This window comes from Cellulomonas sp. PhB150 (assembly GCF_003755175.1).
GTDB lineage: Bacteria > Actinomycetota > Actinomycetes > Actinomycetales > Cellulomonadaceae > Cellulomonas.
Genome location: NZ_RKHX01000005.1, coordinates 232,714 through 255,333 on the forward strand (window position 1 = coordinate 232,714; position 22,620 = coordinate 255,333).

The 22,620-nt window shown below is 72.4% G+C and carries 21 protein-coding genes; 7 read left to right on the plus strand and 14 right to left on the minus strand.

The annotated features are described in order from the left end of the window. Nucleotides 1-9: 9 nt before the first annotated feature. From efeO to EDF34_RS16425, 5 genes are all read right to left on the minus strand, one after another. Nucleotides 10-1,215, minus strand: a complete 1,206-nt coding sequence (efeO, locus tag EDF34_RS16405) for an iron uptake system protein EfeO (protein ID WP_123372582.1) — start codon at nt 1,213-1,215, stop codon at nt 10-12. 11 nt (nt 1,216-1,226) lie between these two features. Next, a complete protein-coding gene (efeU, locus tag EDF34_RS16410) occupies nt 1,227-2,084 on the minus strand; it encodes an iron uptake transporter permease EfeU (RefSeq protein WP_123372583.1) in 858 nt (285 codons plus the stop codon). Nucleotides 2,085-2,240: 156 nt separating this feature from the next. Further along, complete coding sequence (locus tag EDF34_RS16415; protein ID WP_370450087.1) at nt 2,241-2,678, minus strand: NUDIX domain-containing protein; 438 nt, start codon at nt 2,676-2,678, stop codon at nt 2,241-2,243. Between the two features lie 47 nt (nt 2,679-2,725). Continuing rightward, nucleotides 2,726-4,507: a biotin carboxylase N-terminal domain-containing protein gene (locus EDF34_RS16420; RefSeq protein ID WP_123372584.1), complete on the minus strand. Its 1,782-nt coding sequence runs from the start codon at nt 4,505-4,507 to the stop codon at nt 2,726-2,728. Nucleotides 4,508-4,803: 296 nt separating this feature from the next. Continuing rightward, the gene (locus EDF34_RS16425) at nt 4,804-5,484 is read right to left on the minus strand and encodes a nucleoside triphosphate pyrophosphatase (protein ID WP_123372585.1); all 681 of its coding nucleotides are present in this window, start codon (nt 5,482-5,484) and stop codon (nt 4,804-4,806) included. A gap of 97 nt (nt 5,485-5,581) precedes the next feature. On the opposite strand from EDF34_RS16425, the gene EDF34_RS16430 reads away from it, so the two are divergent. Continuing rightward, complete coding sequence (locus tag EDF34_RS16430; RefSeq protein ID WP_233575443.1) at nt 5,582-6,286, plus strand: vitamin K epoxide reductase family protein; 705 nt, start codon at nt 5,582-5,584, stop codon at nt 6,284-6,286. 55 nt (nt 6,287-6,341) lie between these two features. Here EDF34_RS16430 and EDF34_RS16435 read toward each other — a convergent pair whose 3' ends face one another. Beyond that, nucleotides 6,342-8,009 carry a DUF885 domain-containing protein gene (locus EDF34_RS16435; RefSeq protein ID WP_123372586.1) on the minus strand — a complete coding sequence of 556 codons (1,668 nt, stop codon included), beginning with the start codon at nt 8,007-8,009 and terminating at the stop codon, nt 6,342-6,344. 382 nt (nt 8,010-8,391) lie between these two features. On the opposite strand from EDF34_RS16435, the gene EDF34_RS16440 reads away from it, so the two are divergent. The 3 genes from EDF34_RS16440 to EDF34_RS16450 all read left to right on the plus strand — a co-directional run bounded on the left by EDF34_RS16440 (nt 8,392) and on the right by EDF34_RS16450 (nt 11,130). After that, nucleotides 8,392-9,330 (plus strand): hypothetical protein, encoded by a 939-nt coding sequence (locus tag EDF34_RS16440; RefSeq protein WP_148076667.1) that lies wholly within the window; start codon nt 8,392-8,394, stop codon nt 9,328-9,330. A gap of 97 nt (nt 9,331-9,427) precedes the next feature. Then, the gene (locus EDF34_RS16445) at nt 9,428-9,958 is read left to right on the plus strand and encodes a sigma-70 family RNA polymerase sigma factor (RefSeq protein WP_123372588.1); all 531 of its coding nucleotides are present in this window, start codon (nt 9,428-9,430) and stop codon (nt 9,956-9,958) included. Further along, entirely contained in the window at nt 9,955-11,130 is a 1,176-nt protein-coding gene (locus tag EDF34_RS16450; RefSeq protein ID WP_123372589.1) for a hypothetical protein, read from the plus strand. Before EDF34_RS16445 ends, EDF34_RS16450 begins: the two co-directional genes overlap by 4 nt. A 47-nt stretch (nt 11,131-11,177) precedes the next feature. Here EDF34_RS16450 and EDF34_RS16455 read toward each other — a convergent pair whose 3' ends face one another. The 3 genes from EDF34_RS16455 to EDF34_RS16465 are packed head-to-tail and all read right to left on the minus strand — an operon-like array spanning nt 11,178 to nt 13,572. After that, nucleotides 11,178-11,387, minus strand: coding sequence for an acyl-CoA carboxylase subunit epsilon (locus EDF34_RS16455; protein ID WP_123372590.1), 210 nt, complete (start codon nt 11,385-11,387; stop codon nt 11,178-11,180). Continuing rightward, complete coding sequence (locus EDF34_RS16460; RefSeq protein WP_123372591.1) at nt 11,384-11,947, minus strand: hypothetical protein; 564 nt, start codon at nt 11,945-11,947, stop codon at nt 11,384-11,386. The genes EDF34_RS16455 and EDF34_RS16460 overlap by 4 nt, the downstream gene beginning before the upstream one ends. 32 nt (nt 11,948-11,979) lie before the next feature. Further along, nucleotides 11,980-13,572, minus strand: a complete 1,593-nt coding sequence (locus EDF34_RS16465; protein WP_123372592.1) for an acyl-CoA carboxylase subunit beta — start codon at nt 13,570-13,572, stop codon at nt 11,980-11,982. Between the two features lie 124 nt (nt 13,573-13,696). On the opposite strand from EDF34_RS16465, the gene EDF34_RS16470 reads away from it, so the two are divergent. Both EDF34_RS16470 and EDF34_RS16475 read left to right on the plus strand, forming a co-directional pair. Beyond that, on the plus strand, nt 13,697-14,560 hold the full coding sequence (locus tag EDF34_RS16470; protein ID WP_123372593.1) for a biotin--[acetyl-CoA-carboxylase] ligase: 864 nt from the start codon (nt 13,697-13,699) through the stop codon (nt 14,558-14,560). A gap of 14 nt (nt 14,561-14,574) precedes the next feature. After that, entirely contained in the window at nt 14,575-15,663 is a 1,089-nt protein-coding gene (locus tag EDF34_RS16475; RefSeq protein ID WP_233575444.1) for an adenylate/guanylate cyclase domain-containing protein, read from the plus strand. A 4-nt stretch (nt 15,664-15,667) separates the two neighbouring features. Here EDF34_RS16475 and EDF34_RS16480 read toward each other — a convergent pair whose 3' ends face one another. Further along, nucleotides 15,668-16,402 (minus strand): SOS response-associated peptidase, encoded by a 735-nt coding sequence (locus EDF34_RS16480; RefSeq protein WP_123372595.1) that lies wholly within the window; start codon nt 16,400-16,402, stop codon nt 15,668-15,670. A gap of 93 nt (nt 16,403-16,495) precedes the next feature. On the opposite strand from EDF34_RS16480, the gene EDF34_RS16485 reads away from it, so the two are divergent. After that, nucleotides 16,496-17,767 (plus strand): multidrug effflux MFS transporter, encoded by a 1,272-nt coding sequence (locus tag EDF34_RS16485; RefSeq protein WP_123372596.1) that lies wholly within the window; start codon nt 16,496-16,498, stop codon nt 17,765-17,767. On the opposite strand, the gene EDF34_RS16490 is transcribed toward EDF34_RS16485, so the two are convergent. The 4 genes from EDF34_RS16490 to adhE form a co-directional block, all read right to left on the minus strand. Then, entirely contained in the window at nt 17,764-18,987 is a 1,224-nt protein-coding gene (locus EDF34_RS16490) for an aminotransferase class I/II-fold pyridoxal phosphate-dependent enzyme (protein WP_123372597.1), read from the minus strand. The two genes, EDF34_RS16485 and EDF34_RS16490, sit on opposite strands and share 4 nt — an antisense overlap. Nucleotides 18,988-19,005: 18 nt before the next feature. Continuing rightward, the gene (locus tag EDF34_RS16495) at nt 19,006-19,125 is read right to left on the minus strand and encodes a molybdopterin oxidoreductase (protein ID WP_118768232.1); all 120 of its coding nucleotides are present in this window, start codon (nt 19,123-19,125) and stop codon (nt 19,006-19,008) included. An 88-nt stretch (nt 19,126-19,213) separates the two neighbouring features. Beyond that, nucleotides 19,214-19,708, minus strand: coding sequence for a hypothetical protein (locus EDF34_RS17580; protein ID WP_158615109.1), 495 nt, complete (start codon nt 19,706-19,708; stop codon nt 19,214-19,216). A 154-nt stretch (nt 19,709-19,862) separates the two neighbouring features. Further along, the gene (gene adhE / locus EDF34_RS16505) at nt 19,863-22,580 is read right to left on the minus strand and encodes a bifunctional acetaldehyde-CoA/alcohol dehydrogenase (RefSeq protein ID WP_370450088.1); all 2,718 of its coding nucleotides are present in this window, start codon (nt 22,578-22,580) and stop codon (nt 19,863-19,865) included. Nucleotides 22,581-22,620 lie beyond the last annotated feature (40 nt).

Below are 22,620 nucleotides of genomic sequence, written 5' to 3' on the forward strand. Positions count from 1 at the left end.
TGGCCTGACTCAGGCGCCGGTGACGGTCGTCGTGAGCTGCGAGAGCGGCTCCGACAGGGCGTCGACCGCCGTCGCGAGGGCCTTGACCTGGTCGGCCGACAGCTTGTCGTAGTACGTGAAGCCGGTCTCGATCGAGCCCTGCTCGGCGAGCAGCGCGTCGATCTCGGTGAACCGCTGCTCAAGCTCGGCGGCCAGGTCCGGGTTCTCCGCCTCGACGACGTCCGCGAGCCCCTCGTAGCCGACGCGTGCGCCGTCGACGTTGGCCTGGAAGTCCCACAGGTCGGTGTGCGACCAGATCTCCTCCTCGCCGGTGACCTTGCCGTTGGCGACCTCGTCGAGCAGCGCCTTGGCGCCGTTGGCGATCTGGAACGCCTCGAACGTGAAGGCGGGCTTGTTGACCTGGTCGACGAGCTGCTGGGTGTACCCGACGAGGTCGTCGGCCGCCTTCTCGCGCTGCGCCTGGGTCAGCGGCGTGTAGTCCTTGCCACCGTTCTTGTCGGCGGTCGGCTGCCAGAGGTCCTTCTCGATGTAGTGCCAGCCGCTCCAGGTCTGGCCGTCCTCGAGGTCGGCCTCGCGGGCGTCGGTCAGCGGGTCGAGGTCGCCGAACGACTCGGCGACGGGCTCGACGCGCTCCCAGTGGGCGCGCGTGGGCGCGTACAGCTCGCGCGCCTTCTCGTCGTCCCCGGCCTTGTACGCCGCGGCGAACTCCTTGGTGCCCGCGATGAGCGCCCCGACCTGGTCCTTGACGTACGCGACGTACTGCGTCTCGGCCGTCTTGAGCTGGTCGGCGGTGTCACCCGTCGGCCCGACCTCCGTGCCGGAGTCGGTCACGGTGAACGTGGCGCGGATGCCGTCGCCGACCATTCCCGGCTTGCAGGCGGTGAAGTACTTGCCGGGACGGGCCTGCACGACGAGGTCGCGCGAGATGCCGGGACCGACGTTCTCGACCTCGGAGATGACCCGGAGGCCGTCCTCGTCGAGCAGGTAGAACTCGGTGACGTCCGAGCCGTCGTTCTTCACCTGGAACGTGATGGTGCCGCTCGGGGCCGTGGTCGCCGAGACGTCGCACGCGTCCGCGGTCGAGCTGACGCTCAGCACGCCCGGGGCGCCGCTGGTGCCGTTGGCCGACGGGGTCGGGGAGTTGGACACGCACCCGGCGGCCAGGGGCAGGACGAGGGCGGCGAGCGCGAGCGCGCCGACGGTGGAGCGAGACATCGGACTCCTTCTCAGACGGTGGCCGGCGCCGGTGCGGGCACGGCGGGGACCGGGGTGTGGTGGCCCCAGGTGGTGCGAATGAAGATCGTGAGGACGGGCACGACGTAGGCGACCCAGGCGACGAGCTGCAGCCACGTGGTGGCCGGCGTGAAGTTGAAGATGCCCTTGAGCAGGGTGCCGTACCAGCTGCTCGGCGGGACGGTCGACGAGACGTCGAACGCCAGGTTGTTCAGGCCGGGCAGGATCCCGGCCTCCTGCAGGTCGTGCACGCCGTAGGACAGCACGCCCGCGGCGACGAAGACGAGGAAGAGCCCGGTCCACGCGAAGAACACCCGCAGGTTGAGCTTCACGGCCCCGCGGTACATGAGCCACGCCAGCAGCACGGCGGTCGCGATGCCGAGCGCGGCGCCGAGCAGCGGTCCCGCGTTGGAGTCGGCGCCGGTGGTCGCCTTCGCGCCGGCCCACAGGAACAGGGCGGTCTCCAGGCCCTCGCGCCCGACGGAGAGCAGCGCCATGACGATGACGGCCTTCTTGCCCGCGGCGATCGCGTCGTCGAGCTTGTGCTGCAGGTTCCCCTTGAGGTGGCGGGCCGTCTTGGCCATCCAGAAGATCATCCAGGTGATCAGCCCGACGGCGATGATCGACAGCGAGCCGCCGATGGCCTCCTGGGCCTCGAACGACAGCCCCTGCGGGCCGAACGTCAGCAGCGCCCCGAACGCGAGCGAGGCGGCCACGGCGATGCCGACGCCGAACCACAGCGCGGGCAGCAGGTCGCGGCGTCCGGTCTTGACCAGGTAGGCCACGAGGATGCTGACGACGAGCGCGGCTTCGAGACCTTCGCGCAGTCCGATGAGGTAGTTCGCGACCATGAGGAGCTTTCGTCGAGCGGTCCGGTCCGGGGGACTCCGGGCCGCTGTGCTGTGAGGAAAGGCTTGCCTCACCGAAGCGGGACGATACTCCGCAGAACGGGTCGCTGACCAACCCCTCTCACGCCACGATCCTGTGATCCGCGCCACTGAGCGAGGTCAGGCGTCCTCGGCGATCCTCGCGCGCAGGGCGGGCCACGCGTCGGCGAAGGCGGGCAGCAGGGGCAGGGAGTCGACCTCGTCGACCGGGACCCAGCGGATCTCGTCGCTCTCGGCGTCGGTCACCGCGGGGTGGACCGGGACGAGCTCCTCGGCGAGCACGGTCGTGTAGGACCAGTCGGGGTGCTGCAGGACGGTCTCGCCGCGGATGCCCACGGCGGCGGGGTCGATGCCCGCCTCCTCGTGGGCCTCGCGCAGCGCCGCCTGCTCGGCGCTCTCGTCGGGCTGCCGGGCGCCGCCGGGGATGCCCCAGGTCCCGCCGTGGTGGCTCCAGATCGCGCGGTGCTGCAGCACCACGGACAGCGGATCGCGCCGGACCAGGAGCAGGCCCGCGGCGCCGTGCAGCCCCCAGTGGCGGTGGCCGCACGCGCAGTCCACCCAGCCGTCGCCGGGCTGGCGCGGCCCTGCGGGGGGCGAGGGGCGGTTCAGCCGACGATCTCGCAGATCGCGGTCCCGGCGCTGACGCTCGCGCCGACCCCGGCGGTCAGTCCCGTGACGGTACCGGCGCGGTGCGCGACGAGCGGCTGCTCCATCTTCATCGCCTCGAGCACGACGACGAGGTCGCCCTCGGCGACCTGCGCGCCCTCGGCGACGGCGACCTTGACGATGGTGCCCTGCATGGGGGAGGCCAGCGTGGTCCCGTTGGACGACGCGCGGGCCGGTCCGCTGCGTCGCGCGACGGGCCTGCGCGCCGGGGCCGGGCGGCCGCCGCGCGACAGCGCGAGCGCCGCGGGCAGCACGACCTCGATGCGCTTGCCGCCGACCTCGACGACCACGCGCTCGAGCACGGGCGCCTCGTCTGCCTCGTCGGGCTGCGCCGCCGGCGCCTTGCCGAGCGTCGCGAGCGTGTCGGTGAACTCGGTCTCGATCCAGCGGGTGTGGACGGCGAACGCCTCGTCGGGATCCGCGGGTGCGAACGCCGGGTCCTCGAGCACCGCGCGGTGGAACGGCACGACGGTCGGGATGCCGACGACCTCGAGCTCGGCCAGGGCGCGACGCGCGCGCTCGATGGCCTGCGTGCGGGTGGCACCGGTGACCACGAGCTTGGCGATCATCGAGTCGAACAGTCCCGAGACGCTGTCGCCCTCGACCACGCCCGAGTCCACGCGCACGCCGGGGCCCGACGGGAACCGCAGCGTGCTGATGCGGCCCGGTGCGGGCAGGAAGTTCGCCGCCGGGTCCTCGCCGTTGATCCGGAACTCGAGGGAGTGGCCGCGCGTCTCGACGTGGTCGTAGCCCAGCGGCTCGCCGGCCGCGATCCGCAGCTGCTCGCGGACAAGGTCGATGCCGCTGATCTCCTCGGTGACGGGGTGCTCGACCTGCAGGCGGGTGTTGACCTCGAGGAAGGAGATGGTCCCGTCGAGGCCGACGAGGAACTCGCAGGTCCCGGCTCCGACGTACTTGGCCTCGCGCAGGATCGCCTTGCTCGACTCGACCAGCTGGGCGCGCTGCGCGTCGCTGAGGAACGGCGCGGGTGCCTCCTCGACGAGCTTCTGGTGCCGGCGCTGCAGCGAGCAGTCGCGCGTGCTGACGACGACGACCGTGCCGTGCTCGTCGGCCAGGCACTGCGTCTCGACGTGGCGCGGCTTGTCCAGGTACCGCTCGACGAAGCACTCGCCGCGGCCGAACGCGCCGATCGCCTCGCGCACGGCGGAGTCGAACTGCTCGTCGATCTCCTCGACCGTGCGGGCGACCTTGAGGCCCCGGCCGCCGCCGCCGAATGCCGCCTTGATCGCGATCGGCAGGCCGTGCTCGGCGACGAACGCGTGGATCTCCTCGGGCCCGCTGACGGGGTCGGGCGTGCCGGCGACCAGGGGCGCGCCGGCGCGCTGCGCGATGTGGCGCGCGCTGACCTTGTCGCCGAGCGCGTCGATCGCCGCGGGCGGCGGCCCGATCCACGTCAGCCCGGCGTCGATGACCGCCTGCGCGAAGCCGGCGTTCTCGGCGAGGAAGCCGTAGCCGGGGTGCACGGCGTCGGCGCCGGAGCGCTTCGCGACGTCGAGCAGCTTGGCGATGTCGAGGTAGGTGTCCGCGGCGCGGGCGCCGTCGAGGGCGAACGCCTCGTCGGCGACCCGGACGTGCAGGGCCTCCCGGTCGGAGTCGGCGTAGACGGCGACGGAGCCGATCCGGGCGTCGCGACAGGCTCGGGCGATGCGGACGGCGATCTCACCGCGGTTGGCGATGAGGACCTTGGAGATGGCGGGCACGGCTCACGGTAACGCGCGGCCCCCCGCTGGCCCGTGCGCGACGGGGGTCCTCCCGCAAGATTGGGGAACCGGCCAAGCCCGTCCGCCTGGCGTTTGTAGGAATCCTCCGACGACGCCGCGCCGCCCGCCGCTCGCGGCCCTCGCGGGATGTCGAGTGACGACAACCAGGCCCCAGATAGCCGCACTTGTGACTGGTGATGCCTGCTGAGGCTCGTCATCGCATCAGGAGTGCACTCGCGTCACAAGTGCGGCTACCTCGGGCCGGTCAGCGAGTGTCGGCGCCCGGTCAGTGAGCGTCAGCGGGTCCAGAGGTCCGGGATCGCCACGTCGATCTCGGCCAGGAGCGAGCGCAGCAGGGGGAGGCTGATGCCCACGACGCCGTGGTGGTCGCCCTCGATCCGCTCGACGAACGGGCCGCCGAGCCCGTCGATCGTGAACGCGCCGGCCACCGCGAGGGGCTCGCCGGTCGCGACGTAGGCGGCGATCTCCGCGTCCGACAGGTCCGCGAAGTGCACGACGGTCGACGAGGTCGCACCGAGCACCGCGCCGTGGCCCGCGCCGAGCCGGCCGGGGGCGGGCGCGTCGGCCGAGGTCTCGCGCTCGTCCATCACCCAGTGGCCGGTGTGCAGCACGCCGACCCGGCCGCGCATCGCGTGCCAGCGGGCGACCGCGTCGTCGGCGTCGGTCGGCTTGCCGAGGATCTGGCCGTCGATCTCGAGCATCGAGTCGCACCCGACCACCACGAGGTCGTCGGCGTCGGCGAGCTCGTCGGGCAGGTTCTCCGCGACGTCCTGCGCCTTGGCCTGGGCCAGGACGAGCACAGCGTCGGCCGGCTCGAGGGTCCCGAACCGCTCGCGGGCGGCGGCCAGCGTGGCCTCCTCGTCGACCCCGGAGACCGCGACGACGGGGTGGATCCCCGCGGCGATGAGGGTGGCGCGGCGGGCGGGCGAGGCGGAGGCGAGCAGCAGGCGGGTCACGTCGGGAGCCTAACCGGGGACCAAGTCCCACCTGCCACCCAGGACTTCGGGGCACAATGTGGCCTGGCCGCCCCGGCCAGCACAGCGAGGAGACACGGTGAGTGACGTGAGATCGCCCGGGCAGGACGAGGTCGACGAGGTCGACGAGGTCGACGACGACCTCGACGTCCTCATCGACGACGACCCGGACCTGCTCGAGCCCCCCACGGACGCGTGGCGGCGGCGGACCGCGATCGAGATGGTGATCTCCGGCGCGCTCGGGCTGCTCGCCTCGTTCGTGCTGTCGATCGACGCGCTGAAGCTCGCCGCGGACCCGAAGGCAAATCTCGGGTGCAGCATCAACGCCGTGCTGGACTGCGCGAAGGTCGCCGACACGTGGCAGGCGCACCTGCTCGGCGAGTTCCTCCCCAACGCCTTCCTCGGTATCGCCGCCGAGGCCGTCGTCATCACGATCGCCGTCGCGATGATCGGCAACGTCCGGTTCCCGCGCTGGTACATGCTGGCCGCTGAGGCCGTCTACACGGTCGGCTTCCTGTTCGCCTACTGGCTCTTCTACCAGGCGCTCACCGACATCCACGCGCTGTGCCCGTGGTGCCTGCTCATCACGGTGACCACCACGCTGGTGTGGGCCGGCCTGACCCGGATCAACATCCGCGAGGGACACATCGCGCTGCCTGGCAAGGCGGGCCCGGCCGCGCGGCGGTTCGTGCGCGACGGCTACGACTGGTTCGTGACCATCGGCCTGCTGGTCGTCGTCGCCCTGATCATCCTCGTCAAGTACGGCTCCGCGCTGTTCCAGTGACGGGCAGACGAAGGGGGCCGCAGCATCGCGCTGCGGCCCCCTTCGTCGTGCGTCGCTAGACCGCGAACTTCGTCAGCACGTCCAGCGGCAGCGAACCCATCCCGAGCGCGCGGGCGTGGAAGTCGCGCAGGCCGATGCCCTGGGCGGCGGCCTTGTCGCGCGTCTGCTCCCACAGGCGCTGGCCGATCTTGTAGGACGGAGCCTGCCCGGGCCAGCCGAGGTACCGGTTCCACTCGAAGCGGATGAACGCCTCGGGCATGTTGACGTTGGCGCGCAGGAACTCCCAGCCCTTGTCGGCGTCCCACGTGCCGCCGCCCCAGCGCTCGGGCGCGGCCAGGCCGAGGTGCACGCCGAGGTCGAACACCACGCGCGCGGCGCGCATGCGCTGGCCGTCGAGCATGCCGAGCCGGTCGCCCGGGTTGTCGAGGAAGCCGAGGTCGGCCATGAGCCGCTCGGCGTACAGGGCCCAGCCCTCGCCGTAGCCCGACGTCCAGCACGCCAGCCGGCGCCAGGTGTTGAGCGTCGCGCGCTCGAACACCGCCTGGCCGATCTGCAGGTGATGGCCCGGGACACCCTCGTGGTAGACGGTCGTCTTCTCGCGCCAGGTGTTGAACGTGGTCACCGACGGCGGTACGGACCACCACATGCGGCCCGGCCGCGTGAAGTCGTCGGACGGGCCGGTGTAGTAGATGCCGCCGTTCTGGGTCGGCGCGATGCGGCACTCCAGCGTGCGCACGGGGTCCGGGATGTCGAAGTGGACGCCGGCTAGCGCCTCGATCGCGGCGTCGGAGGTCTCCTGCATCCAGGCGCGCAGCGCGTCGGTGCCGTGCAGCGTCAGGGACGGGTCGGCGTCCAGCTTGGCGACGGCGTCCTCCACGGACGCGCCGGCACCGGCGATCTCCGCCGCCACGGCCTCCTGCTCGGCGACCACGCGCGCGAGCTCCTCGAGGCCCCACTGGTAGGTCTCCTCGAGATCGACCGTCGCGCCGAGGAACACGCGGGACCACAGCGCGTAGCGCTCGCGGCCGGCGGCGTCCTGCGTGGGCGCCTGCGGTGCGAGCTCCTCGCGCAGGAAGCCGGCGAGCTTCGCGTACGACCCGCGCGCGGCCGTGGCCCCGCGCTCCAGCTCGGCACGGACGAGGGAGCAGGCCGACGAGTCGTCGAGCTCCGCACCGGCGACGAAGGACGTGAAGAACGAGTCCGCCGCGGCGAGCTCGTCGGACTGCTCGATGCCCTGCTCGACCTGCCGGACGGCGGCGACCTGCCCGCGCGAGGCGGCGAGCCGCAGGGACTCGATGTACCCGTCCACCGCGAACGGCAGCGCGTTGAGTCGGGCCGCGACGTTCTCCCAGTCGCCCGTGGTGGCCGTCGGCATGATGTCGAAGACGTCGCGCAGGTTCTGCACCGGCGAGGCGATGTTGTTCAGGTCCCGCAGCAGCTCGCCGGCCTCGTCGAGCTCGACCTCGAGCCCGAGACGCTCGCGCATCGCGGCGAGGGTGATCTGGTCGATCTCGTCGACCGGCGTCTGGCCGTCGAGCTGCGACAGCGTGGCGCGGGCCGCGTCGGCGCGAGCCTCGTGCCCCGCGGGCGAGTGGTCGGTCATCTCGTGGTCGTGGCCCGCGATCCCCATGCTCGTCGCGGCGAGCGGGTCGAGGCCCGCGTAGGTGGTGATGTGGTCCTCGGCGACCTGGTCGATCGCAGTGGGCTGGCGCGTCGTCGTCATCTCCCCGACACTACCCGCGGGTAACACGGGCCGACCCAACGTTTTCGCCCTCCCGGTCGTCCTGGTCCGTGCACACGGAACCGCGTCGCACGCAGGCGCCGCGGACGACGAGGGGATGTCAGTGATGGCGCTGGTCGAGCAGGGGTCCACGAGAGGCACGGCCCGTCGATGGGGAGGGCTGGCGCTGAGCGCCGGCGTCGTCGCGACGTTGCTCGGAGGGTGCAGCGCGAGCGCCGAACCGCGGACGCCTCCAACCTCTGCGGTGTCGTCGGCCGACGGCGGCGCGACGCCTGGCACGCCTGCGCCGACCGGCACCGGCACCACCCCCGAGCCGAGCGAGTCTGCGACGAGCGAGCCGTCGGCGAGCTTGTCTTCCGGCTGCATGCCGACCGCGGACGAGGGGGCCGAGCCCGGCGAGTGCGGCTGGACCGCGAGCGCCGACGCGAAGGGCGTCGACGGCACCGACGAGCACTACCAGCTGGTCGTGCAGTCCCTGCGGCAGGCGGTCGACGCCGCGAGCATCACGGTCGACACGGCGGTCGCCGCGATCGGGGAGAAGCACCTGCCTGCGGGCTTCGTCACCTCGGAGCCGACGCTCCTCCTGACCCGCGACGGCACCGTCGTGGCCCGCGACGAGGTGGGCGACGGAGGCCTCGCCAGCCCGGACCAGGCGGTCGACGGCGATGCCCTGGTCACGGAGGTCGCGACGAACGGGATCGACCCGGTCGCCTGCGGGCCGGAGTCCGCGGCGCTGCCGGACGGGACCTACCAGGTCTGGGCGATCGAGACCGTGGACGGCGCCCAGGGCGACAAGGTCACGCTCCTCGGTGGGGGACAGGACGTCGAGATCGCGTCGGGCGCTCCGGTCTCGCTGTGCGGCGCCGACGCCGATGCCCTCCCGCAGGGGACGGATGAGGCGAAGCTCACGGCGCACGCCTCCTACGAGGCTCCGGACGTGGACCCGGCGACGCACCCGAAGAAGCGGCTGTCGGCCGGACTCACCATCGACAACCACGGGGACACGATTGACGGCGCGTTCGCGAGTTCCATCTACCTGGTGGACGGCGACGGTCGCATCGTCGTCGACGGGACGGTCCCGGCCCACCGGTCCTCAGGTGGCATCCAGGCGATCGCCCTGGGGGCGGACGGCGGCGGCGACGGCCGGGCGTGGGAAGAACCCGCGACGGCGTGCAAGGACGGCAAGAAGCTGACCGCGGGCACCTACCGCGCGTACGTCGACCTGGCCGTCGACCGTGCCGGCGGCAGGCCGGGGGTTGTCCACCTGGTCGCCGAGGCGAAGGAGAAGATCGTCATCCCCTGATCGCCCCAACGTTCTCGACCCCCCGGTCGTCCTGGTGCATGCAGACTGATCCGCGACGCGCAGGGGCCGCCGCGGGCATCGAGACAGGGGAAGTCAGTTGTCCGACTGGGAGCACGTGCTCGACGACCTGGTCCGCGTGCGCGGGCAGGCGCTCGTGCGGCACGCGTACCTGCTCACGGGGGACGTCGCCGCCGCTGAAGACCTGGTGCAGGACGCGATCGTCGCGACGTTCGCCCGGCGCTCCCGCCTGCGGGACGTCGCAGCGGTCGAGGGCTACGTGCGGCGCGCGATCCTGACGACGTACATCGACGGCTACCGCCGCCTGCGGCGATGGCGCGACGTGCGCCACCTGCTCGTCCGTGAGGGGTCGGACTCGAGCCCCGAGGGCGCCGTGAGCGACAGGGCGGACGTCGTGGCGGCACTGGGAACCCTCGCGCCCCGCGTGCGCGCCTGTGTGGTGCTGCGCTTCTACGAGGACATGACGGTGAGCGATATCGCCGAGCAGCTCGGGCTGTCGGACGGGGCCGTCAAGCGCTACCTGAGCGACGCGATGAAGGCTCTGGAGCAGCCCCTCAGCCTGAGGCGTGGCCCCGTCGAGATCGATCGGGTGCTGGGGAGGACCACGTGAACGACGACCTGGGAAACCTGCTCCGAGCCGCGTCGAGCCGCGTCGAGCCGACGGGACTGGAGGTGCGCGTCATGAGTCACCGGATCCGGACGCGCCACCGTGTGCGCGCCGCGGCCGTCGGCGCCGGCGCGCTTGCACTCTGCGCGGCTGTCGCCGTCGGTGCGCAGGCGCTCCAGCCGACGCCGCCGGTCCCCCCCGCGCAGCCGAGCCCGACGTCGTCGACGGCCGGCCCGCGTGCCGATGCCCTGCCGGGGGAGTGCGGGTGGGACCTGAGCGCCCACGGCGCGGATGCGGCGACGACACCCGTGATGTCTGGCGATGCCGACGCCCCGCTGCAGATGACGCTCCATGCCTGGGCCGCGCGAGGAGGCAGGCAGGTCGAGATGGCGACCTGGAGCGAGTACCAAGGTGAGCCGACGACCGCGACCATGTCTGCCCTGCACCTGATGGTCGTGCGGGACGACGTCGTCGTGGCGACCGTCGCCGTGCCCGGATCGGCCGGAGCGGACGACACGATCGGCGCGGCGGCGGTACGTCGCTCGGCCAGCGTGCCGCTCGAGGCGTGCGCGGGTGGAGGCGATCTTCCGCCGGGTCACTACGAGGCGTGGGCGGTCCAGGCCACGACGCTGGGCAGTGGCACGACCCTGCTTCTCGCCGGCGGCGCTCCGGTGGACGTGGGAACCGACGCGTGCGGATCGGGCGTCGAGGCACTCCCGTCCGGTGCGGATGGCTACACGCTCGAACCGACCCCGGAGGCCTGGGGGGCGACGATCGGGTCAGCCGTCGCGGTTGGCCCGGGACCGACCCTCGGCGGCTCCGTCGTGGTCAGGACGGACGATGTCGGCACCAGCGACGCGACCGTGGTGCCGGCGCTCTACGTCGTCGACTCGGTCGGACGCATCGTCGTCGACGGGGCGGGCCGGGACGCGGCCGACGTGAACCGGCTCGAACCGTTCGAGCCGTTCGACCTGCCCGCCGTCGAAGCGCGCTCGTGCGCCGACGGCCGGCGGCTCCCTCCTGGGTCGTACACGGCCTACGTGGTGCTCGAAGCCGACTCCTTCGGGGGAACGTCGCGCTGGACGAACGGCACCACGAACACCAGCTCCTCGGGCAGACTCGGCGACTTCTCGATCGTGTCCGACCCGATCCCGTTCGTCATCGCCGGTCAGTGAGCTCTCGCACGGACGAGCCCGCCCGACGCCTCACCCGGTGGTGGACATCAGCCGCGCAGGCTCCAGCGCCAGGAGTCGCCGCCCGCGGCCCAGGTGGCCGAAGCCCGCACGGACCGGCGCCTGTCCGTCCAGGCCGAGTGCGCGGCGGGGTCGTCCTCGACGACGGGAGCGGACCGGGACATCAGCCCGGCCACGAGGGCCGCGAGCTCGTGGTCGTCGGGAGCACCGCGCACCACCTGCACGTGCGAATCGGTCACTCCTCCTCCTCGTCGGCGTCCTCGTCGAACAGCACGGGTGCGCCGCGCGAGACGCCCCACTCGTGCACGTCGAAGCCGGAGTCGACGACCGCCTGGGCGATCTCGGCGCCGCCGGACTCGACGACGTCGAGCACCGAGTCCAGCGTCCGGTCGCCGGCGGACGCGCCGCGGGTCACGACGAAGCCGACGTGGAACGTCTCGACGTCGGGCTCGGCCGGCGCCGCGTCGGCGTCGCCCTCCTCCTCGTCGCCCCAGGACATGCCCGTGAGGTCCGCGTGCAGGCCCAGGCGGGCGTGCAGCAGGTCGTACAGCGCGGCGTTGTGGCCGCCGATCTCGGACTCGAGCGACAGGATGCGCGGGTCCTCGTCGGCCTCCTGGGCGCCGAACTCGGCGCGGACACCCACCGCGGTGTCGACGTAGGAGTGCAGCGAGGCGGCCAGCGCGTCCACCGCGGCGTGCAGGTCTGCCGGGTCGACGCCCGTCAGGGGGTCCGTGCCGTGGGTGGCCTCGTCGTGCTCGTCGTCGTGGTCGTGCTGGTCATCGTGCTCGTGCTCGCTCATGATCCGATCCTCACACAGCAGGTCACGTGACATCACAGGGGGATGTTGCCGTGCTTCTTGGGCGGCAGCGACGCGCGCTTGGTACGCAGCAGTCGCAGCGCCTTGGTGATCTCCGCCCGGGTCGCCGACGGCGGGATGACCGCGTCGACGTAGCCGCGCTCGGCGGCGTCCCACGGGTTGACGATCGCCTCCTCGTACTCCGAGGTCAGGCGGCGGCGCTCGGCCTCGACGTCGCCACCGGCGTCCGCGACGGTCTTGAGGGCGCCGCGCTGCAGGATGTTGACGGCGCCGCCCGCGCCCATCACCGCGATCTGCGCGGTGGGCCACGCGAGGTTCACGTCGGCACCGAGCTGCTTGGATCCCATGACGATGTACGCGCCGCCGTAGGCCTTGCGCGTGATGACCGTGACCAGCGGGACCGTCGCCTCGGCGTAGGCGTAGATGAGCTTGGCGCCGCGGCGGATGATGCCGTTCCACTCCTGGTCCGTGCCCGGCAAGAAGCCCGGCACGTCGACGAACGTCAGCACCGGGATGTTGAACGCGTCGCAGGTCCGCACGAAGCGGGCGGCCTTCTCGGCGGCGTTGATGTCCAGCGTGCCGGCCATCTGCTGCGGCTGGTTCGCGACGATGCCGACCGGGTGCCCCTCGACGTGCCCGAAGCCGATCATCACGTTGCCCGCGTACAGCGGCTGCACCTCGAGCAGGACGCCGTCGTCGAGGACCGTCTCCACGACGGTCCGCATGTCGTACGGCTGGCTGTCCGAGTCGGGCACCAGCGTGTCGAGGGCCTCGTCGGCCTCGGACAGCTCGAGCGACGCCTCGTAGGGGAACAGCGGCGGGTCGGTGAGGTTGTTCTGGGGCAGGTAGGCGAGCAGCGAGCGGACGTAGTCGAGCGCGTCGTCCTCGTCGCTGGCCATGTAGTGCGCGACGCCGGAGCGGGTGTTGTGCGTGTTGGCGCCGCCGAGTTCCTCGAAGCCGACGTCCTCGCCGGTCACCGCGCGGATGACGTCCGGGCCGGTGATGAACATGTTCGACGTGCCGTCGGCCATGACGATGAAGTCGGTCAGCGCGGGGGAGTAGACCGCCCCGCCGGCCGACGGGCCCAGGATGAGGCTGATCTGCGGGATGACGCCCGACGCCGCGACGTTGCGGCGGAAGATCTCTGCGAACTGGGTCAGGCCCGCGACGCCCTCCTGGATGCGCGCGCCGCCACCGTCGCTGATGCCGATCAGCGGCACGCCGGTGCGCAGCGCGAGGTCCATGACCTTGGTGATCTTCTGGCCGTGCACCTCGCCGAGCGAGCCGCCGAAGACCGTGAAGTCCTGGGAGTAGATCGCCACGGGCCGGCCGTCGACCGTGCCGTGGCCGACGACGACGCCGTCGCCGGCGATGCGCTTCTTCTCGAGCCCGAAGTTCACCGACCGGTGCTTGACGAACGCGTCGATCTCGGTGAAGGAGCCCTCGTCGAGCAGCGCCTCGATGCGCTCGCGGGCGGTCTTCTTGCTGCGGGCGTGCTGCTTGTCGGCGGCGGCCTGCTCGGCGGCGTCACCGGCGGCGCCGCGCTCGGCGAGGTCGGCGATCTTGGCCGCGGTGGTGCGGGCGGTCGCGGGGGTCGTCTGCGTCACCCGACCGAGGCTAGTTGTCGGAACCCTCCGAGTGCGTGCAGGGCGGTGACGGGTTCGGTGGTGTCGCCTCGTAGGTTTCCTCCAAGCACTCCCACCGGGGCGCGCGGTTTGCGACGATGGCCCCATGGCCGACGACGATCCCCGACGCTTCCCCCTGCACGCCGACGAGCTGCGGTCGCTGCTCCTGGCGCCGGACGGCCCGCTGGACCACTTCGAGGTGGTCGAGAGCACGGCGTCGACGAACGCGGACATCGTCGCTGCCCTCGAGTCGGACGTCGCGGCGTGGCCGGGCGTCGGCGTCCTCGTCGCCGACCACCAGACGGCCGGCCGCGGGCGCGACGGACGCACGTGGGAGACCCCCGCCGGGACGTCGCTGACCTGCTCGTTCGTCGTCCGCCCGCAGGTGCCGGCCGAGCGCCTGGCCTGGCTGCCGCTGCTCGCGGGGCTCGGCGCGGTGAACGCGATCCGCGCCACCGCCGGCGTCCCCGCGGTGCTCAAGTGGCCCAACGACCTGCTGGTGCCGGCGGACGACGCGGTCGAGGGCTGGGGGCGGGTCCGCAAGGTCGGCGGCATCCTCGCCCAGGCGGTGCCCACACCCGACGGCGTCGCGGTGGTGGTCGGCATCGGCCTCAACGTCTCGCAGACGGCCGACGAGCTGCCCGTCCCGTCGGCGTCCTCGCTCGCCCTCGCGGGCGCGCAGCACGTGGACCGCGAGGGCGTGTTCGTGGCCCTGGTCAGCGCGCTGGCCGAGATCGCGGACCGGTGGCGCGACGCCGACGGCGACGCGGTCGCGTCCGGGCTGGCCGACGACGTCGTGGCGGTCTGCCGCACGATCGGCACCCAGGTGCGGGTGAGCCTGCCGGGCGGGTCCGAGATCGAGGGCGAGGCGACCGGGCTCGACGAGCACGGCGCCCTGCTGGTCGTCGACGCCGCGGGAGCGACGCACCGCGTGCTCGCGGGTGACGTGCACCACGTCCGCGACCTCTGAACTACCCTCGTCCCGTGCCCGACGAAGGTCCCACGACCCCCCACGACGCCGCCGAGCGCGCTGCCGTCGAGTCCACCGTCGAGGAGATCGACGCCGCGCTGCTGGGCGGCCCCCGCACCCACTCCGCGCAGGACCTCGCCGACCGGGCCGACATCGGCCTCGACGTGGTCCGCGGGTTCTGGAGCACCCTCGGCCTGCCGCACGCGGACGCCGACGACGACGTCTACACCGAGAGCGACGCGCAGGCGGTCGACCGCGCGGTTGGCCTGGTCCGCGACAGCGGGCTGGACCTGCGCACGGTCATCACGCTCACCCGAGCCCTCGGCCACACCTCGGACCGCCTCGCCCTCTGGCAGGTCGAGGCGCTGGTCGAGGACATGTCGACGCGCTACGAGCTGGACGACGCCACCGCTCGCCTGCTGGTCCTCGACCGGCTCGCGGAGCTGGCCCCCATCCTCGAGGCCCAGCTGCTGCACTCCTACCGCCGCCAGCTCGCGGCCATCGCCGGCCGGTACGCCGCCGAGTTCGCCGAGCTCGGCGACCCGGGGCCGGACCGCACCGCGCTGCCGCTGGCCCGGGCGGTCGGGTTCGCGGACATGGTCTCGTTCACGCGGCGGACCGCCGGCCTCGGCTCGACCGACCTCTCGCAGTTCGTGCAGCGCTTCGAGACGGCCGCGCGCGACGTGGTGACGGCTGCGGGTGGCCGGGTGGTCAAGACGATCGGCGACGCCGTGCTGTTCGTGGCCGACGACGCCGCGACGGGCGCCCGTGTCGCGCTGGGCCTGGCCGACGCCCTCGGCCGCGAGCTCGACAGCGACGTGGTCCGGCTCGCCGGCCTGGCCGACGGGGCGCGCGGCATCACACCCGTGCGCGTCGGCTTCGTGTGGGGCCGGATCCTGTCCCGGTTCGGCGACGTGTTCGGCCCGACGGTCAACCTCGCGGCCCGGCTCACCGACATCGCCGAGCCCAGCACCGTGCTCGTCGACACCGAGACGGCGCGCGTCCTGGCCGACGACCCGGGCCTGGTGCTCGAGCCCCTCGAACCGGTCGAGCTGCACGGGCTCGGCATGGTCCAGCCCGTGCGCCTGCGCTGGGCGGACTGAGGACTCAGCCCTCGGGGTCGACCTCGGGCTCGACGAGCTGCGGCCCGTTGTTGGCCACGGCGTTGACCTGCGTCGAGACCGGTGTCGCGACGATCTCCGGCGGCGTGGCCTCGAGGAGCTCGCGCGCGCCGTCGAGCCCCACGGCCGGGTCCAGCCACGCGTCCCAGTCCTCGCGCCGCAGCATGAGCGGCTGCCGGTCGTGGATGTGGGCCAGGTCCGGCAGGGCGGGGCGCGTGATGATCGTCGCGCTCACGAGCCAGCGCTCGGGGTCGCCGTCGGCCTTGGTCGGGTCCTTCCAGAACTCGTAGAGCCCGGCCAGCGCGACGGTCGAGCCGTCGCCGGGGTGCAGGTAGTACGGCTGCTTGCGCTTGGTCGTCGCGCCCTCGGCGGGCTTCTGCCACTCGAAGTACCCGTCGGCCGGGAGCAGCGCGCGCCGGGTGCCGAAGGGACGCTTGAACGCCGGCTTCTCGGCCAGCGTCTCGACGCGGGCGTTGATCATCCGGTTGCCGACGCTCGGGTCCTTGGCCCACGACGGCACGAGCCCCCAGCGGGCGACCCGCAGCTGGCGGGTGATCTCCCCGGTCTCCTTGTCCGCCCGCTCGACGACCATCCGGACGCCGTCGGTCGGGGCGACGTTCCAGGAGGGCGGGAGCAGGCGCACGTCGTCGGCGACGGTCGCGATGGCGAACTCGTCGGCCAGGGCCTGGTCCTCGCGGAAGGAGGCGTAGCGACCGCACATGGGACCAGCCTCGCACCGACCGCCGACACGTGTGGCGAACGTCTTATCGAATCGATTCGTCCTGGCGGCTGGACGGTGCGACCATGGACGACGATGACCGTGCAGAGCCCCCCCGAGCAGGTCGCGGTGCGCGCCGCGACCACCGACGCGACCCCCACGTTCCGCCCGAACGCGAAGTACGTCCTGCTCCTCGGCATGATGTGCGCGCTGCCGGCCATCTCGAACGACATCTACCTGCCGTCGCTGCCCGAGGTCGCCCAAGACCTGCACACGTCCGCGACCGCGGCGCAGCTGACCATGACGGCGATGATGATCGGCGGCGCCGTCGGCCAGCTCGTCATCGGGCCGCTCTCGGACCGGTTCGGCCGGCGTCGCCCGGTCCTGATCGGCGTCGCGCTCCACGTGCTGACCTCGATGCTGTGCGCCGTCGCGCCCACCATCGAGACGCTCATCGCGCTCCGGGTCATGCAGGGCTTCTTCAACGCGGCCGCGACGGTCGTGGCGATGGCGGTCATCCGCGACCGCTTCGTGGGCGCCGACGCATCCGGGCTGATCTCGCGCCTGATGCTCGTCATCGGCATCGCCCCGCTGTTCGCGCCCTCGGTCGGCGGGCTGATCGCCGGCGAGTGGGGCTGGCGCTCGGTGTTCGGGGCGCTCGGCGTCTTCGGCGTGGTGCTCTGGTTCGTCGTCTGGCGGCGCCTGCCCGAGACCCTGCCGGCGGGGCGTCGGCGCGACGGCGGTCTGCGCACCGCGGCCCGCGGCTACGCGACGCTGCTGCGCGACCGGCACTTCGTCGCGCTCGCCCTCATGCCCGGCCTGGGCACCGCGATCCTCATGAGCTACGTCGTCGGCTCGCCGTTCGTGCTGATGGAGGGCTACGGGCTGACCTCGCACCAGTTCTCGCTGCTGTTCGCGGTCAACGGCATCGGGCTCGTCGGCGGCGCCCAGATCAACGCCGTGCTGGTCAAGCGCGTCTCGCCCATCCGCATCGTGCGCGTGGTGCTGCCGGTCTCGCTCGCGCTCACCCTCGGGCTGCTCGTGCTCGCCATCACCGGCGCCGGCGGGCTGCCCGCGCTGCTCGTCATGCTCTGGCTCATCCTCGCGATGGTGAACTTCGCGCCGCCCAACGCGTCGGCGATCGCGTTGTCCCGGCACGGCGAGATCGCGGGCACCGCTGCCGCGTTCATCGGCGCGACCGGTGCGGCGATCGGCGGCATCATCAGCCCGCTAAGCGGCCTGCTGGGCGGCGACGCGCTGGCCATGGCCGCCGTCATGGTCGGCGCGGCCACGGCCGCGCTGCTCGTGCTCGCGCTGGCCACGCCCGCGTACCGGCGCGGCGGTGCGTGGAGCGGCGTCGGCGGCTAGGTCCGCAGCGCGGCGAGCCGGTCGACGGCCTCGCGCAGCACGCTCTCGCGCTTGACGAACGTGAACCGCACCCAGGAGCGCAGCGTCTCGTCGGCCGACGAGCCGGCGTGCGTGAACGCCGTCACCGGCACGCCCACCACTCCGGCGAGGCCCGGCAGGTCGCGGCACAGCGCGGCACCGTCTGCGTACCCGAGCCCGGCCGCGTCGGCGAGCACGAAGTAGGTGCCCTGCGGGCGCACGACGTCGAAGCCGGCCGCCGTCAGCCCGTCGCACAGCAGGTCGCGGCGCGCGGCCAGCGACGCCGCGAGCTCGTCGACCCACGCGGCGACGCCGGGATCGCCGAGCGCGAACGCGACGGCCGGCTGGAACGGCGCGCCGGAGACGTAGGTGAGGAACTGCTTGACGGTCCGCACCGCGGTGACCAGGTGCTCCGGCCCGCTCACCCAGCCGACCTTCCACCCGGTGAACGAGAGCGTCTTGCCCGCCGAGGAGACCGTCAGCGTCCGCGCGGCCATGCCGGGCAGCGTCGCGATCGGCACGTGCTCCGGGCGTCCTGCAGGCCCCGCCAGCGTCAGGTGCTCGTAGACCTCGTCGGTGAGCACGATCGCGTCGTGCTGCTGCGCCAGGCGCGCGACCACGGACAGCTCGTCGCGGGTCAGGACCGTGCCGGTCGGGTTGTGCGGGGTGTTGAGCAGGACGACCCGGGTGCGGTCGGTGAACGCCGACGCCAGGGCCGCCTCGTCGAGGCGGAAGCCGTCCGGTGTCGCGTGCAGGGCCGCGGTCGTGTGGGCGGCGCCCGCCATCGCGATCACCGCGGCGTACGAGTCGTAGAACGGCTCGAGCGTGAGCACCTCGTCGCCCGGGCCGACGAGCGCGAGCACCGCGGCCGCCAGCGCCTCGGTCGCCCCCGTCGTGACGAGTACCTCGCGGTCCGCGTCGAGCTCGAGACCGTAGTGCCGGCGCTGGTGGTCGGCGATCGCGTGGCGCAGCGCGGGGACACCGGGACCGGGCGGGTACTGGTTGGCGCCGGAGGCGATCGCGTCCGACGCGGCCTGCGCCACGGAGGCGGGGCCGTCCACGTCGGGGAAGCCCTGCCCCAGGTTGATCGCGCCCGTCCGGGCGGCCAGCGCGCTCATCTCGGCGAACACGGTGGCACGCACGGAGCCGTCGGGGTCGAGCAGCCCGGTCGCGGCAGCGACGTCACGCCAACGAGAGGTCATGCGGCCCAGGCTAGGGCGTCAGTACATCCCGGTGGCCGCGGCCAGGCCGGCGACGACGATGAGCCCGACCGAGAGGAACGCGCCCACGACCCACCACTCCACGGGGTGGTGGCGACGGATCTCTCGGCGTGCGGCCATACCTCCAAGATCGGCACGTCGCGCCCCACGTACAACGTCCCGCGCCGACGAGCGTGGAATTCACCCGATCGGCGTGCAAGAAATGCGTCTAGCTCTGCGCGCCGTCCATCGCGGACTGCAGCTCGACCAGCGCGTCGGACAGCGACGACAGGTCGTCGGCGACGGCGCCCTGAGCCTTCTTCTTGGCCTCGTCGAGCTCGATCTGCGCCGCGCTGACCTTCGACTGCGCGGCGAAGAGGATCTCGTCCGCGTCGGCCTGCGCCTTGCCCTTCGCCTCGTCGATCGCGGCCCGGGCGTCCTTGACGGCGGCGTCCGCGTCGGCCATCGCCTTCTTCGACGTCTCGTCGGCGCCGGAGAGCGTCGCGTGCACGTCGTCGAGCTTCGCGCGCGCCTCGTCGGCGGCGGTGTCGGCCTTCGCGGCGTTCTCCTTGATCCGGTCGACCGTGGCCCGCGCGCTCGCGGCGACGTCCTTGGCCTGGTCGGCAGCCTTGTCGATGTCGGCGTCGGAGCAGCCGGCCAGGGCGAGGGCGGAGGCCAGCGGGACGGCGACGGCGAGGGCGAGCAGGCGGGGCGAGCGGGGCACGGCGGACCTCCACGGGGGTTCGAGGGACTCCACGGTGCGGTATCGCGGGGTCCCAGGGCAAACCGACGCCCCGCCTGGTCGGGGAACCAGGCGGGGCGTCGACGCGAGCACGAGCAGCGCGCCGCGGAGGGGAGCGCAGGCGCCGCGGAGGTGGTCAGTCCTCGTCGTGCGCGCGCTCGCGGCCTCGGACGTCCTCCAGCGACGTTCCGTAGTAGGCCGCGGTCAGGAGGGCCTTCATGTCGTCGATCATCGGCATCCGCGGGTTGGCGGGCGCGCACTGGTCCTCGTACGCGCCCATCGCTACCTCGTCGAGGCGGGAGAGGAACTCCTGCTCGGCGACGCCCTGCGCCTGGAACGAGGACGGGATGCCGACCTTGGCGCGCAGCGCCTCGACGGCCAGCGCGTACGACTCGACGCCCTGCTCCGGCGTCGCCGCCGGCAGGCCGAGCATCGCGGCGATCTGCTGGAACCGCTCGGGGGCCACGTAGTGCTCGTACTTCGGCCAGCTCGTGAGCTTGGTGGGGACCGTGCCGTTGTAGCGGATCACGTGGGGGAGCAGCGTCGCGTTGGTCCGGCCGTGCACCAGGTGGTAGGTCGAGCCGACGACGTGCGCCATGGCGTGCACGATGCCGAGGAACGAGTTGCCGAACGCCATGCCCGCGATCGTCCCGGCGTTGTGCATCTTCTCGCGCGAGTCCGTGGTGGCGGGGTCGTCGGGCGATCCGTTCACCGAGACCGCGAGGTTGTCGAAGATGAGGCGGATGGCCTGCAGGGCCATCCCATCCGTGAAGTCGTTCGCGTAGACGCTCACGTACGCCTCGGTGGCGTGCGTCAGGGCGTCGAAGCCCGAGTCCGCGGCCAGCGAGGCCGGCATCTTGGACGTGAGGACCGGGTCGATGATCGCGACCGACGGGGTCAGGGCGTAGTCGGCCAGCGGGTACTTCTTGCCCGCGTCGGGGTCGGAGATGACCGCGAACGGCGTGACCTCGGCGCCCGTGCCCGACGTCGTCGGGATGCAGACCAGCTGCGCGAGCTCGCCCAGCACCGGGAACTTGAACGCGCGCTTGCGCACGTCGAAGAACTTCTGCTTGAGGTCGGAGAAGTTGATCTCCGGGTGCTCGTACAGGAGCCACATGACCTTCGCGGCGTCCATGGGCGACCCGCCGCCGAGCGCGATGATCGTGTCGGGGCGGAAGTGGCGCATCTGCGCCGCGCCGGCCTGGACGGTCCGGACGGACGGCTCCGGCTCGACCTGGTCGATGATCTGCAGCGCGACCTTCTCGCCGCGCCGGTTCAGGACGTCGATGATCTTGTCGACGAAGCCGAGCGTGGTCATGGTCGCGTCGGTGACGATCGTGACCCGCTGCACGTCGGGCATGTCCGCGAGGTAGCGGATCGCGTTGCGCTCGAAGTACGTCTTGGCCGGGACCTTGAACCACTGCAGGTTGTTGTTGCGCCGACCGACGCGCTTGATGTTGATGAGGTTCACCGCCGAGACGTTGTTCGACACGGAGTTGTGGCCGTAGGAGCCGCAGCCCAGCGTCAGGGACGGGATGAAGGCGTTGTAGATGTCGCCGATGCCGCCGAGCGAGCTCGGGGCGTTCTCGATGACGCGGATCGCCTTGACGCGGCTGCCGAACCGCTCGGTCAGCGCGTGGTCGCGCGTGTGGATCGCGGCCGAGTGGCCCAGGCCGTCGAACTCCACCATCTGCTCGGCCAGGGTGATGCCCTGCTCGGTGGTCGTCGCGCGCAGCACGGCCAGCACGGGCGCGAGCTTCTCACGCGTGAGCGGCTCGGCCGGTCCGACCCCGGAGACCTCGGCGAGGATGATCGAGGTGTCGGCGGGGACGCTGAAGCCGGCCTTCTCGGCGATCCACTGCGGGCTCTGGCCGACGACGCTCGCGTTGAGCTTGGCGCCCGCGCAGTTCTCGCCGCCCGCCTCGACACCGAAGATGAACTTCTCGAGCTTGGTCTTCTCGGCGGGCGTGGCCCGGTAGGCGTGCAGGATCGCGAACTCCGCCATGGCGGCGTCGTAGATCTCGTCGTCCAGGATGACGGCCTGCTCGGACGCGCAGATCATGCCGTTGTCGAACGCCTTGGACAGCACCACGTCGTTGACCGCGCGCTTGAGCTTGGCGGTCTTCTCGATGTAGGCGGGGACGTTGCCCGCGCCGACGCCGAGAGCAGGCTTGCCGCACGAGTAGGCGGCCCGGACCATCGCGTTGCCGCCGGTGGCCAGGATCATCGAGACGCCGGGGTGGTTCATCAGCGCGTTGGTCGCCTCGATCGAGGGGGACTCGACCCACTGGATGCAGTGCTCGGGCGCACCGGCGGCGACGGCCGCGTCGCGCACCACGCGAGCGGCGGCGACCGAGGAGGCCTGCGCGCTGGGGTGGAACGCGAAGATGATCGGGTTGCGCGTCTTGAGCGAGATCAGGGACTTGAAGATCGCGGTCGACGTCGGGTTCGTGACCGGCGTGACGCCGCAGATGACGCCCACGGGCTCGGCGATCTCCGTGATGCCGTTGAGCTCGTCGCGGTGGATGACGCCGACCGTCTTGAGGTTGGCCATCGAGTTCGTGACGTGCTCGCACGCGAAGATGTTCTTCACGGCCTTGTCCTCGAACACCCCGCGCCCGGTCTCGGCGACCGCGAGCTGCGCGAGCACGCCGTGCTGGTCGAGCGCGGCGACCGAGCCCTTCTTGACGAGCTGGTCGACGTCCTCCTGCGTGAAGCGGGCGTACTCGGCGAGCGCCTTGGTGGCGTTCGCGACCAGCTGGTCGATGGCGTCGGCCGTGGAGACCACGGGGGCGACGTCGCGCGTCTTGCGCGGGGTGGTGGTGGTGCTGGACGACGTGCCGGTGGTGGTCACCGTGGCTCCCCAAGTCGAGGTGGTCTGAGGCCGCCGGACC

Coding starts and splice junctions, on each gene's coding strand:
- efeO (WP_123372582.1), bottom strand. CDS start 1,215: ATGTCTCGCTCCACCGTCGGCGCGCTCGCGCTCGCCGCCCTCGTCCTG.
- efeU (WP_123372583.1), bottom strand. CDS start 2,084: ATGGTCGCGAACTACCTCATCGGACTGCGCGAAGGTCTCGAAGCCGCG.
- EDF34_RS16435 (WP_123372586.1), bottom strand. CDS start 8,009: ATGACGACGACGCGCCAGCCCACTGCGATCGACCAGGTCGCCGAGGAC.
- EDF34_RS16440 (WP_148076667.1), top strand. CDS start 8,392: ATGCCGACCGCGGACGAGGGGGCCGAGCCCGGCGAGTGCGGCTGGACC.
- EDF34_RS16460 (WP_123372591.1), bottom strand. CDS start 11,947: ATGAGCGAGCACGAGCACGATGACCAGCACGACCACGACGACGAGCAC.
- EDF34_RS16470 (WP_123372593.1), top strand. CDS start 13,697: ATGGCCGACGACGATCCCCGACGCTTCCCCCTGCACGCCGACGAGCTG.
- EDF34_RS16480 (WP_123372595.1), bottom strand. CDS start 16,402: ATGTGCGGTCGCTACGCCTCCTTCCGCGAGGACCAGGCCCTGGCCGAC.
- EDF34_RS16485 (WP_123372596.1), top strand. CDS start 16,496: ATGACCGTGCAGAGCCCCCCCGAGCAGGTCGCGGTGCGCGCCGCGACC.
- EDF34_RS16490 (WP_123372597.1), bottom strand. CDS start 18,987: ATGACCTCTCGTTGGCGTGACGTCGCTGCCGCGACCGGGCTGCTCGAC.
- EDF34_RS16495 (WP_118768232.1), bottom strand. CDS start 19,125: ATGGCCGCACGCCGAGAGATCCGTCGCCACCACCCCGTGGAGTGGTGG.